The organism is Algoriphagus sp. (genome assembly GCF_030694375.1).
GTDB lineage: Bacteria > Bacteroidota > Bacteroidia > Cytophagales > Cyclobacteriaceae > Algoriphagus.
The window spans coordinates 198,869-211,312 of sequence record NZ_JAUXYL010000038.1 but is presented as its reverse complement, the minus strand read 5'-3'; the positions used below and the strand labels follow the sequence as shown (position 1 = coordinate 211,312).

Here is a 12,444-nt window from a genome sequence, read left to right as displayed (position 1 = left end):
TTAACCATTTCCCCCTATTGATCTTATCTTCTGTAAAATTCCAATCAACCCAATCGCACTTGCATTTTCCGACAGCGGAAATTCTTCTTTTCCAGCATAAACCAAGAATCGATGGGTAGCTTCCACATCTTCTGCAGCGATGGTAAACCCCTTAGAAAGCTTGGGACTGAGCGTCCGTTTGATCTCAATCGCCCAAAGTTGGGAACCCATCTGGACAACCAAATCCAACTCTGCTCCAGCAGAAGTCCGGTAAAAACCGTAGTCTGCATTTTTTGGCAAAACAGACAGGATATGCTCAATCACCAAACCTTCCCAACTAAAACCAGCTACAGGATGGGCAAGAAGATTATCTAGAGAACCGATTTGCAAAAGTGTATGCACGATTCCGGAGTCACGGATATAGACTTTTGGACTTTTCACCAGGCGCTTGCCTACATTGCTCATCCATGGTCGGATGGAACGGATCAGCAACAAGTCTTCCAATAGCTCCACGTAGGATTTGACAGTGGGCGAACTCAAGTCTAGACTTGCTCCAAACTTGGACAAGTTGATCATCTGCCCTTGCTCATGCGCAAGCATGGTCCAAAGCCTGCGCAACCGATTCGTCGGCACAAACTGAGCGATCTGAGGAATGTCTCGCTCCAAGTAAGTCGTGATGAAGTTTTGCCGCCATGTCGTGCTGGCCTTATCTGAACTCGCAAGAAAGGAATCCGGGAATCCACCCCGAAGCCATAATTTTTCTAGGTTCTTCCCTTCATCCCCAACTTCTAAAATGGTAAATCCGGGAAGTTCTTCGTAAGCAATCCGCCCTGCCAGAGATTCAGATGACTGACGGATCAGCTCCAAGGAAGCAGAACCCAAAATCAGAAACTGACAGGCACGAAAACCCTTTTTCCTCCGGCGATCGATCACTCCCCGCAATAGCGGAAAGAGATCGGGCATACGCTGGATTTCATCCAAGATGATGAGTTTTCCTTCATGCAGGTCAAAGTATTGCTCCGGTTCGGCCAGCTTTGCCCGGTCTGATGGACTTTCCAAATCGAGATAAATCGACTCCTGATCGAAGTGCTCTGCCAAGCTTTGCGCGAGCGTAGTCTTTCCCACCTGCCTGGAACCCAGGATGGCAATAGCCGGGAAATCCGGCATTAGTTCTTCGAGTTTATGGAAAAGTAATCGCTGAATCATCATTGCAAATTTAAAATTATATTTTAAATTTGCAATGATGATTTTTTAAAAATGTATTGAATTACAGCTTATTATGATTTTTTAGCCATATCGACTTTGATGAATGCTCCTACTAAAGAAACAGCCGCCGAAATCAAGAAAAACATCAGGCTAAAAGCTACCGCTGCAGTCTCTTCAATCCCTGCATACTCGTGCGCATAGATGAAAACCAGTTCCCGCGCTCCAACTCCACCAATCGTCAGCGGAAGCACCGCCACGATTGAGGAAAGCAAAAACACGAGCTGGTAGGCGAGGATGTTTTCTGTGATGCCAAGGGACTTTAAAATAAACCAAGCACAGACTAGCTGAGCAATTTGCCCGGCAAATGACCACCCATTTGCAGACCAGAATGAGGGAAGGAAATCATGAAAGAAAAACTTTTGCAACAGCCAAAAAGTCGGAATTGTCAAAATCAACCCTGCAATCATCAATCCATTCCAGAACTGACTTTCCAAGAAATCCAGCTGAATATCGACTATCAAAAACAATCCAAAAAGTAGAAATACAATCGCCACCAAACCACCCAACCGATCCAAAAGCGCAGACTGAACCAGCTTTTTGACAGGAGTTTTGAAGTGTTTATTGAGGAGGTAGACTTTGTACCCATCGCCACCAATTCCTCCGGGAAGGAAAAGATTATAAAACATACCGATGAGGTAAAGTCGCCAGTTTTGACTTTCGGAAAGCATAATTCCGATATTTTTGAAATAGAGATTGAGTCGAAAGGCTGTGAAAACTTTGCTCGCTACAAAAAGTAAAACTGCCGGAATCAACCAAAACCACTGGATCGTCTTGGTGATCTGCCAAAGCTGCCCGGTATCGATTTTCCGAAAAACCAGATACAAAGCCAATCCAGTCAGTAAAAGCTTCAGGGCGGTTTTGAGTTGGTTTTTGAATCGGGTCAAGGAGGTGAAAATGGTTAAGAGTTAATGGTTAATGGGATAATGGGTAAAGAATGCTCAATTTTCAAACTCAATGTTCAATTTTCAATGGAACCTACTGCCTACTTTTCAAATAAGGAAAAGACTGCTTCGTGCCTCGCAGTGACGAACAATTTAGACTTCTGATTTTACACTTTTTACTTCCTCTATCTTGCCTTGATAAACGGACTTCACCGAGTACGTCTTCTTGTCCTGTGACTCAAAGTAGGTTCGAACAATGATCTCAGCGATAATCCCGGTCGTGATTAACTGAATTCCTCCAAGAAGCAAGATGAAGCCCACAATCATAATCGGGCGGCCCCATATATCTTCTCCCATGATTTTGATAACCAGAAGATAGAAATTGATCAAAAAACCCAAAACAAGCGCCATCAAACCCAATCCCCCAAATAGATGGATCGGACGCTGAAAGTACTTTTGGAAGAAAAGCATCAGGATCAGATCGGCCATAACCTTGAAGGTCCTGCTTAATCCATATTTCGAAGTTCCATGAATCCGTGGATGATGTTTCACATCGACTTCGGTCATTTTGGCTCCCTGCTGCTTTGCCAAGACGGGGATAAAGCGATGCAATTCACCGTAAAGCCCCATATTTTGAGCAATCTCGGCTTTGTACACCCGCAGTGTGCAACCATAGTCATTGAGATAGACTTTAGTGGTATTTCGGATGACCCAATTGGCGATTTTGCTGGGGATTTTTCGAAGTACGAAACCATCCTTTCGCTTGGCTCGGCGACCTGCAACCACGTCCCATTCTTCGTCAATAGCTTTATTGAGCATAAATGGGAGATCGGTCGGGTCATTTTGTAGGTCGCCGTCCATCGTGGCGATGTATTCCCCGGTGGCCATGTCAATCCCCGCAGCCAAGGCAGTCGTTTGACCGAAGTTTCGATTGAAAATAATCAGCTTGGTACGCTCATTTGCATATTTTTTGACTTCTGCCACAGTCCGATCCGTAGAGCCATCCTCAATCAAGATCACCTCATAATCTATCTCGGAAAGTGCAGCATAGGTGGCTTCCAAAAGTGGTTTGATATTTTCCTCCTCGTTGTAAACGGTGATGACAACGGACAAAAGTGGCTTGTTCATGGGATAAAATTTGGTCAAAAATACCGAATAAACCTTCCTGCCGCAAAAATCAGCGGAATAGGTTAAGCGAACAAAAGGAAATTCGGCCTACTAAAGTTCAATAAAACTATCTTTGCGGCATGCTTTCCCAAGAATTGCGAATCAATCCCTGGATCCTCATGGCCGCCTTCATGGTATTGGTAGGGCCTTTTGCGTTGAATTTTCACATGCACTATCCCGATGAAATCTACTATCGGGACGCAGCGGTCAAAATGCTCCAAAACGGAGATTACTTCACGACTTATTTGGGAAGTGGGGAACTTCGTTTTAAGAAGCCTATTTTGACCTATTGGGCAGTTGTGGCAGGATTCAAGCTTTTCGGCGTCAACGAATTTGGGTCGAGAATTTTCTTTTTGCTTTCAGGTGCCTTTACCGTTGGATTGACTTTTTGGCTTGGTAAAGTTCTTTTTAGAAATGAAAAGATAGCTAGTGTATCTGCTTTGATTATGGCAGCCAATCCTGTTTTGATCCTTTCTTCAGGTCGATCCATTCCCGATGTATTGCTGGTTTTGACCATGACCATCAGCGCAATTGGTTTTGCCGGTTTGCTTCGGAACGGAGATCAAGCTTCAAAAAAATACAGCTGGCTTATGTATTTGGGATTGGCTTTAGCCTTTGAGGTTAAAGGGCTTCCTGCTGCGGCATTGGGCGTTTTGGGTTTGCTCTTTCTTTTATTTAATCCTTGGAAAAGGATTTCATGGAAAACATTGTTGAATATTCCAGCCTTGGCAGTAAGTCTTTTTATTGCGCTGTTTTGGTTTGTAGCCATGTGGAAGATTCATGGGCCTACGTATTTGGATAGCTTTCTGGAGGATCAAGTTGGGATTCGGGTGGCATCCAGGATTCTCTTAATTTTTCAAAATGGACTTCTTGCCTTTGTTCTATTGATCGCCATGTTTATTCCTTGGGTGCTTTTGGCAATTCCTGCATCGAAGAATCTCATTGTCAAATGCTGGAAAGAAAACGCAGCATTTTTTGGTTTCGCAATACTTTGGGGTTTGGCCATCTTAGCAATGGGCGCGATGACCAGTAAGTTTTATGAGCGCTACTTGCTCCCTGTGGCACCGGTTTTGGCGGTTTGGCTGGGTTGGGTGTTGGTGCGTGGAGGTGCCTTTAATCGGCAGAAATCAATAAAAATTTCTTTGGGCGTGCTTCTCTTTGTGATAGTCATTCTCGCTGGCTTTAGCATTTCTATCAATTCAGGGGAAAAAGGGACGGTTTGGCTTCGGCTTCAATGGTTGATCGGTGCATTGTTTTTGAGCTATGCTGCCATTACTTGGGTAGGTTCTCCAAAAAAACTTCCCAAACTGATCGCTTATTCTTTTTTACTGATATTCTTTATGCTCTCTACTATCACGTATCATATTTCGCTCCCCCATCAGGGAAATCAGGTCTGGTCATATGTAGAAAAAGCACAAATCAACCCAGAATTACCCATTGGTTTCGTTGGCAACCTGCATGCCGGTAGCAAAATCCGAATGAGTCTGGGCACATCCTATCACCTTGTGGACTTGTCAAGGTCGGGCTGGAAGAATGAAGTAGCTCAATTTGAAAACTTAATAATCGAAGATCGGATGCTGGATTCGCTAGACACTTCTGGATTTGAAGTAAATCAAGCTTCGGTCAGTTGGGACTCAAAGCAAATTCCTGATCTTTTGAAATTGTACGGAAAACCTGAATTTGATTTGTTGCTAGAATCTACAGGAAGAAAGTATTTCTTTTTGAGTCGAAAAAACGATTTTTTGAAAGGCAAAAATAAAACCCCCAGTTTCCTGAGGGTTTGAATTTTGAGTATGGAATGGATTATTGTTTTACCAGCACTACCTTCTCTTTATACTTTTTGATTTGTCTGCGCAAGCCCTCGACTGCTTCATCTGCTGCAGCTTCGAAAGATTCATCCTGATGCTTTGCAAAAAACTGTTTCCCGGGCACATTTAGCTTTATCTCGACTATTTTATTTTCATTTTTCTCATTTTTATCGATCCTCATAAAAACCTCCCCATCGATGATTCGATCATAGAAGGTGTCCAGTTTGTCCGCCTTTCGCTGAATAAAGTCGATCAATTTGCGATCCGCATCAAAGTGGATGGAGTGCATCTGCAGTTTCATAGTGATTTGCATTTAAGTGGTTGAACAATTGATTTATTTACGCTTTAGGATGTGCCTGTTCAAACACAGCCTTCAGTTTTTCCATAGAGTTGTGGGTATAGACCTGAGTCGCCGCCAGATTGGCATGACCAAGTAGGTCCTTTACAGCATTGAGGTCGGCACCTTTGTTGAGTAGGTGAGTGGCAAAGGTGTGCCGGAGCAAATGTGGGCTTCTACGCGTATTCTGCGCAAATAGGTCTAAATAATGTCTGACGATCCGATAAATCAACATAGAATAGCTTTGCTCTCCCCGATTGGTTACAATAAAGTAGGCATTCCCGTCTGTTTTTGAAAACCTTTCCTCAAATACTTTTTGATACAAAATGATATTCTGTTTCAGGGATTTTGTCAATGGGATTATTCGTTCTTTTTTCCTTTTGCCTAAAACTTTCACCTGGTCTTCGATGAGATTTAAATCCTTCCACCTGAGGTTGGTTAATTCCGAAAGTCTAACTCCCGTCAGGTAGAGAAACTCCATCACCATTCGGTCCCGCTGCCCCTCAAAAGTCGGTTCATAAACGTCCTCCTCTAAAACGGATTCAATGGTCAATTCCTGTACAAATTCGGGAAGTTTTTTCGGATTTTTAAGGGATTTTAACTTGTAAGTGGGATCTTGAGTAATCAGCCGGGAGCGCAACAAAAACTTATAATAGGATCTCAAAGTGGCGATTTTTCGGTTCACTGAGGTGGTACTCAAACCATTTTCGACCAAATCAATCACCCAAGCGCGAAGTTCTGAATGCGTGCACTGGGTAAGCTCATTCATCTCAAATGAAAGAGACACAAAATCAGCTACTTGCTCCAAATCGTTGCGATACGCCAGCACGGTATGCGGGCTGCTTCGCTTTTCGTACTCGAGGTAATTGATAAATGAGTCAATCATCACTCAAAAGGTAGCAGAAAAACGGAAAAATAACAGTGACTTTTGTCAGAGAATAAAAACAAAAACGCACCTGCCATTTAGGGCAAGTGCGTCTGTATTTAGAATCAAATTCTGATTACTTCATCTCTTCGTTGCGAAGTTGTTGCTTGTAAGCAGCTTTGATGACTTGTGCTCTTCTTACGATAGAAGGCTTTGTAAATGCCTGACGGGCTCTGAGTTCGCGAACCGCACCGGTTTTATCAAACTTCTTTTTAAAACGCTTCAGCGCTTTTTCGATGGATTCGTTCTCTTTTACGTTTACAATGATCATAGTGTACACCCCCTTTCGTGGCTGCAAAGGTAAGAGAATTATTTAAAAATAGGAAGATTGAAAGATTTTAAAAATTGATAATCACCAATTGGGTTCTAAGAAACATGGAGCAATTTCAAAATATTTATTATCCCCACTCAAACTAATTATTTATCTCCCCAATTTAATTCGACCGATTATCAGATTTTTGGCAAATTTTTTAGTTGATTTTTTGGTCAACAAGTTCTGCTTTCCTAGTTTTAACTAAGCTAATTTTTTAATCAATCTTTTATCTAAACAAAAAATGAAATGAAAAAAACGATGATTTTAGCCCTGGCCGTACTGGGTATGGTTTTGGGAAGTATTGCGGTGGTGCAGCCTTCACTGGCTTCCGGACCATGCTCACATTTTAAAGATCAATTTGGATGTGATGTTGCAGATTGCGGAGTATGCATTGTTTGGAGTTGTGATGGTGGTCCGTCCAATTGGGCTTGTACCGAATAGGTAAATTGAAATGAAACAGCGCTGTTTGATTTTATTGACATTCTTTTCCACATTAATTTCTTGTAAAACGGTTGTGGAAAAGGATGTCATTCCAGATTTTTGGGATCTTTCTGTCATAGATTCGGTTTTGGTAATGGAAGATAAATTTTTCCTAAACAGCCAAACTCAAGTTAAATTGATAGGCGATAGCCTTTTAGCCGTATCCTCTTATCGCTCTCCTATGGTGGCCATCATAACTACAAAAGGTGAGCAAGTAGGAAAGATTGCCTCTGGAGATTTTCCAATTGGCTCCTTTTCACCCTCATCTTTCGATGTTTCTGAGTATCCCATTATCCATATCTTGGACAAGAAAAGTGAGTCCGTCTTGGTGTTCAATGCCAAACGCCAGGAGTTTATAAAAAAAATCAAACTTCAGCTTCCAGATGATAAAGTAATCCGGTTCATGGGAGCAAAATTCAAGAAATTACCTGATGGATTTTTGGTGGAAATGGTGAGTTCAATTTACGATAGTTATCATCCTGATTTTTATAGAGCTTCAGGCGATCAAATCTATTTTTTTGGAAATGAAGGTCAAATAAAAAATTCGATAGTTGACTATCCAAAGGAATATAAAGCGGTAGTTGGGTCAATGAGTCCTGTGACCTATTTAACGATGGGTGATTTTGGGAATGACATTGCGTTGTCTTTCCCACACAGTAAAAAGGTGAATTTTTACTCCACAAACGGGGAAATGATTGATTCGGTAGCATTGCCTGAAAGTCGTTTTTTTGACTACAATCTGCATGGTGCTGATCAGATTCTGGACTTTAGCGAAATTTTTGCTTCAGGTGAACAAAACAAAGTTCATGTGCCGACCAACCATTACTTCAACTCCATTCATGGCAATCGCGAGCAAGTAATCGTGGAGACTTGGATGAATAACAAAAAAACTGGAGAAGAATACGCAACCTATTCTCATTTATTGATCTTCAATAAAGAGGCTAAGAAATGGTCGGAAACCTCTAATCCACGTAATATCCTCGACATTGGTATGCTAGCAGGAGTAGTAAATGATACGCTCTATTTTTACGAAGGCAGCCTGATGAAAAGCGATGAAAAATACATCAAACGAGCCGTTCTCAGACCGATAGAAGATTAACGGAATTCTAAACTTTTCCTAAGTTTAGAACTTTGGAAAAGTTCTTCTGCTAAAAGCAAAAAAGTCCAACCCTCACGAGTTGGACTTTCTTTTTATGGTTGAATTGAAGTTTAGCCGACTACTTTCTCAGCCAAGACCACAATTACATTGTCTTTGACTTCGACCACTCCGCCATCCACGATCATGGATTGCTTGCCTTCTGCTGTAGTAAAGGATACAGTTCCTTTAGCCAAAGCCGAAACGATCGGTGCGTGATTATTCAACACCTGAAAAGATCCGTCAGCGCCAGGAAAACTGGCCTCTGATACTTCTCCCTGAAATACTTTCTTCTCCGGTGTGACGATTTCTAATTGCATATTTCTAGTTATTGAGTTATTGGATTAGGAGTTATTAGTAGATGAAAATTCAGTCTTACTATTAACTATTACCCAATAACTAATTTTCTTACTTTACTTCAGCCAACATTTTCTCTCCCTTGGCGATGGCGTCTTCAATGCTACCTACCAAGTTGAACGCTCCTTCAGGAAGGTGATCCAACTCACCGTCCATGATCATATTGAAGCCTTTGATGGTATCCTTGATATCAACCAATACACCCTTCAAGCCTGTAAACTGCTCAGCCACGTGGAACGGCTGAGAAAGGAAACGCTGCACACGTCTTGCACGGTGTACGACTTGCTTATCCTCGTCAGAAAGTTCTTCCATACCAAGAATCGCAATGATATCCTGCAATTCTTTGTAGCGCTGAAGAATCTCTTTCACGCGCTGCGCACAGCCGTAATGCTCCTCTCCAAGGATATCCGGAGATAGAATCCGCGAAGTAGAATCCAATGGATCCACCGCAGGATAAATTCCCAATTCGGCAATCTTTCGGGAAAGTACGGTAGTCGCATCCAAGTGAGCGAATGTCGTCGCCGGAGCCGGGTCAGTCAAGTCATCCGCAGGTACGTAAACCGCCTGAACAGATGTGATGGAACCGTTTTTAGTAGAAGTGATTCGCTCCTGCATGGTACCCATTTCGGTAGCCAAGGTAGGCTGGTAACCTACTGCAGACGGCATACGTCCAAGAAGTGCGGACACTTCAGAACCTGCCTGCGTGAATCGGAAGATATTGTCAATAAAGAATAGAATGTCTTTTCCCTGACCTGTGCCATCACCATCACGGTAATATTCAGCAAGTGTCAAACCTGTCAAAGCTACTCGAGCACGTGCTCCGGGAGGCTCATTCATTTGACCAAACACGAAGGTTGCTTTTGAGTTTTCAAGCTCTTTCAAATCAACTTTAGATAGATCCCATCCACCTTCAGTCTCCAATGAGTGAACGAAGTCTTCCCCGTAGGTAACGATGCCTGATTCGATCATTTCTCGAAGTAGGTCATTTCCCTCACGGGTTCTTTCACCCACACCGGCGAATACAGAAAGACCTGAATAAGCCTTGGCGATGTTGTTGATCAATTCCTGAATCAATACGGTCTTGCCCACACCGGCACCACCGAATAGACCGATTTTACCACCTTTTGCATAAGGTTCAATCAAGTCGATTACTTTGATACCTGTATAAAGAATTTCGGCAGAAGTAGAAAGATCTTCAAATCTGGGTGCAGATCTGTGGATCGGAAGTCTTTTTCCGGCAGGAACCTGAGGAAGACCATCAATCGCCTGACCCACTACATTAAAAAGTCGTCCTTTAATGGCTTCGCCTGTTGGTACTGAGATCGGCTGACCCAAATCTCTTACCTCCATGCCGCGAACCATCCCTTCGGATGCATCCATTGCGATAGTTCTCACTCTGTCTTCGCCTAGGTGCTGCTGCACTTCCATTACGACTACTTGACCATCTTCTTTGGTCACTTCCAGTGCGTCAAGGATGTTTGGCAGTTTACCGCCTTCAAAGGAAACGTCCACCACGGGGCCGATTACCTGAGTTATCTTTCCAATATTTGCCATTTGTTGCTTGAAATGTAAAAAGGTTTACGCTTTTTTAATTCGAGCGCAAAATTAACCATTAAAGCCTAATCCCAAAGGATATTTGGAAAATAAATACTAGCTGCACTGCTCAGCGTCTGGCGAAAGTGTTTTTGGGCTTTTGAGACCAATATTCTGTACTTATAAAATCCGCTTCGCAAAAAGAAAAACGCCCGACCAATAGCGGCTGCTGAGATAGTCCTCGGTCACACCGAGCGAAGTAGATGCATGAATAAACCGAATATCACCTTTCACCGATTCGGTGACTATTCCGGAATGGGTGACTTGGTTTTTTCTTTTGCCAGTGGCAAAAAACAACAAATCTCCAGGCCGAACTTGATTTAAGTTGATCTTTTGACCCAACTTGCTTTGATCGGCGGACATACGGGGAAGATTAATCCCTACGGCATAATAGGAATGGTAAACCAATGCTGAACAGTCCATTCCAGCCCGGGTAGTTCCTCCATATCTGTAAGGTGTTCCTCTGTAGCTTTTTGCAGTTTCTATCACAGTGAAAGCCGGGCTGTCTTTGGGAATTTTCTTGGATTTACAGCTTTGAAAAAAGAAAAGCCCAAAAAGAAAAAAGACAGGCAGAAATTTTAAAAAGACTTTTTGACCTTTCACTGGAATACTTTAATGGTTTTTCAAGTTTAAGAGGTAGGCTTGGATAAATCAAGGCATTCTTATTAAGTCCATGATCTTTTCCTAATGTGATTAGGATCACCGAAATCCCTATCACGCCCATTTTATCTTTGCATCACAATTCAGAAACAATAAATATTACCTATGAATATTCAACAATTTTATGACGAAGGATTAGCTCATGCCAGCTATGCTATCTTAAGTGAAGGGAAAATAGCCCTTGTGGATCCAGGTCGGAATCCTCAGCCCTATTATGATTTTGCCGAAGCTAACCTTGCCAAAATCGTAGCAGTAATCGAAACTCATCCTCATGCCGATTTTGTCAGTTCACATTTGGAATTTTACAAAAATGACGACGCCACCATCTACGTTTCCAAATTAGTCGGAGCAGAATACCCGCATGTTGGTTTTGATGAAGGAGATTCATTCCAAATGGGAAAAGTAACTTTCCATTCCCTCCATACTCCTGGACACTCGCCTGACTCGATCAGTATACTATTAAAGGATGAAAACGAGAAGGATCATGCCCTTTTCTCAGGTGATACGCTTTTTATCGGTGATGTGGGTCGTCCTGACCTTAGGGAAAAAGCCGGTAATATGACCGCTCAACGGGAGGAGCTGGCTAAAATGATGTATCACACGGTTCAGGATAAATTGAAACCTTTGGCCGATGATGTTTTGGTTTTCCCTGCACATGGTTCTGGTTCGCTTTGCGGCAAAAATCTGAGCGATGCCCGCCAATCCACCGTTGGGGAGCAACGCGCAACCAATTGGGCTTTTAATGACTTGGACGAAAAAACCTTCGTGGATTCCTTGCTTCAGGGTCAACCTTACATTCCAAAATACTTCGGTTACGATGTGGACATGAATAAAAAAGGTGCGCCAGCGTATCAGAGATCTATTTCTCAAGTGGGTATTTGGCCCGAAGGAGCTACTTTACCAGCTGAGGCCCTAGTGATCGATACTCGAAATAATTTGGATTTTGCAGCAGGACATATCCCCGGTGCGATCAACATCATGAATGGCGGGAAATTTGAAACCTGGCTAGGTTCAATTGTCGGGCCTGAAGAAAAATTCTTCCTCGTGGCAGACATTGCGGCAGAATTGGAAATTTTGATCACCAAAGCTGCAAAAATAGGCTATGAGCAATTGATCAAAGGCGCTGTGGTAAATCCAGCTGGAATGACCGAAAAAGGGAATTCATTTGATTTGGAGGCGTTCAAAGCAAATAAAGAACAATTTACAATCGTTGATATCCGCAGTAGAGACGAACATGCTACAGCACCTATTTTCGAAGCAGCTATTAATATTCCGCTTCAAGAATTAAGAGAACGAGCAAAAGAGATACCTACTTCAAAACCTATAGTTGTGCATTGTGCGGGAGGATACAGGTCTGCTGCAGGATCAAGTATCGTTGCAGGAATATTGAAGGATGCGGAAATTCTGGACTTCAGTGAAGCGATTAAAGAATTTCAACTGATCGCACATTGATTGTCAGTTGAGAAAAGTTGCTAAGTACACCTCCGGCTCAAAACCGGAGGTTTTTTTATTGAAAAAGGACAGAAAACACGCTCAAAATACG

13 protein-coding genes are annotated in these 12,444 nt (G+C 42.6%); 4 read left to right on the top strand and 9 right to left on the bottom strand.

Annotated features, from left to right (window positions below; all coding sequences use genetic code 11):
- From Q8M62_RS12675 to Q8M62_RS12665, 3 genes are all read right to left on the bottom strand, one after another.
- A complete protein-coding gene (locus Q8M62_RS12675; RefSeq protein ID WP_304901143.1) occupies positions 1–1,185 on the bottom strand; it encodes an ATP-binding protein in 1,185 nt (394 codons plus the stop codon).
- Positions 1,186–1,256: 71 nt separating this feature from the next.
- Entirely contained in the window at positions 1,257–2,129 is an 873-nt protein-coding gene (locus Q8M62_RS12670) for a lysylphosphatidylglycerol synthase transmembrane domain-containing protein (protein ID WP_304901142.1), read from the bottom strand.
- 150 nt (positions 2,130–2,279) lie between these two features.
- On the bottom strand, positions 2,280–3,254 hold the full coding sequence (locus tag Q8M62_RS12665) for a glycosyltransferase family 2 protein (protein WP_304901141.1): 975 nt from the start codon (positions 3,252–3,254) through the stop codon (positions 2,280–2,282).
- A 119-nt stretch (positions 3,255–3,373) separates the two neighbouring features.
- Here Q8M62_RS12665 and Q8M62_RS12660 point away from each other — a divergent pair, with 119 nt between their 5' ends.
- Positions 3,374–5,077, top strand: a complete 1,704-nt coding sequence (locus Q8M62_RS12660; protein WP_304901140.1) for a glycosyltransferase family 39 protein — start codon at positions 3,374–3,376, stop codon at positions 5,075–5,077.
- Between the two features lie 19 nt (positions 5,078–5,096).
- Here the strand turns inward: Q8M62_RS12660 and hpf are convergent, their stop codons facing one another.
- From hpf to rpsU, 3 genes are all read right to left on the bottom strand, one after another.
- On the bottom strand, positions 5,097–5,402 hold the full coding sequence (gene hpf / locus Q8M62_RS12655) for a ribosome hibernation-promoting factor, HPF/YfiA family (RefSeq protein ID WP_092730951.1): 306 nt from the start codon (positions 5,400–5,402) through the stop codon (positions 5,097–5,099).
- 37 nt (positions 5,403–5,439) lie between these two features.
- A complete protein-coding gene (locus Q8M62_RS12650; protein WP_304901139.1) occupies positions 5,440–6,324 on the bottom strand; it encodes a tyrosine-type recombinase/integrase in 885 nt (294 codons plus the stop codon).
- A gap of 115 nt (positions 6,325–6,439) precedes the next feature.
- Positions 6,440–6,634, bottom strand: coding sequence for a 30S ribosomal protein S21 (rpsU, locus tag Q8M62_RS12645; protein WP_077353255.1), 195 nt, complete (start codon positions 6,632–6,634; stop codon positions 6,440–6,442).
- 300 nt (positions 6,635–6,934) lie between these two features.
- On the opposite strand from rpsU, the gene Q8M62_RS12640 reads away from it, so the two are divergent.
- A complete protein-coding gene (locus tag Q8M62_RS12640; protein WP_305668163.1) occupies positions 6,935–7,117 on the top strand; it encodes a hypothetical protein in 183 nt (60 codons plus the stop codon).
- 10 nt (positions 7,118–7,127) lie between these two features.
- Positions 7,128–8,255 (top strand): hypothetical protein, encoded by a 1,128-nt coding sequence (locus tag Q8M62_RS12635; protein ID WP_304901137.1) that lies wholly within the window; start codon positions 7,128–7,130, stop codon positions 8,253–8,255.
- Between the two features lie 110 nt (positions 8,256–8,365).
- Here Q8M62_RS12635 and atpC read toward each other — a convergent pair whose 3' ends face one another.
- The 3 genes from atpC to Q8M62_RS12620 form a co-directional block, all read right to left on the bottom strand.
- Positions 8,366–8,611, bottom strand: coding sequence for an ATP synthase F1 subunit epsilon (atpC, locus tag Q8M62_RS12630; RefSeq protein ID WP_304901136.1), 246 nt, complete (start codon positions 8,609–8,611; stop codon positions 8,366–8,368).
- 88 nt (positions 8,612–8,699) lie between these two features.
- Positions 8,700–10,202, bottom strand: coding sequence for a F0F1 ATP synthase subunit beta (gene atpD / locus Q8M62_RS12625; RefSeq protein WP_304901135.1), 1,503 nt, complete (start codon positions 10,200–10,202; stop codon positions 8,700–8,702).
- A 159-nt stretch (positions 10,203–10,361) separates the two neighbouring features.
- Positions 10,362–10,844, bottom strand: coding sequence for a C40 family peptidase (locus Q8M62_RS12620; protein WP_370690559.1), 483 nt, complete (start codon positions 10,842–10,844; stop codon positions 10,362–10,364).
- A 162-nt stretch (positions 10,845–11,006) separates the two neighbouring features.
- Here Q8M62_RS12620 and Q8M62_RS12615 point away from each other — a divergent pair, with 162 nt between their 5' ends.
- Positions 11,007–12,353, top strand: a complete 1,347-nt coding sequence (locus Q8M62_RS12615) for an MBL fold metallo-hydrolase (RefSeq protein WP_304901134.1) — start codon at positions 11,007–11,009, stop codon at positions 12,351–12,353.
- Positions 12,354–12,444: the final 91 nt, after the last annotated feature.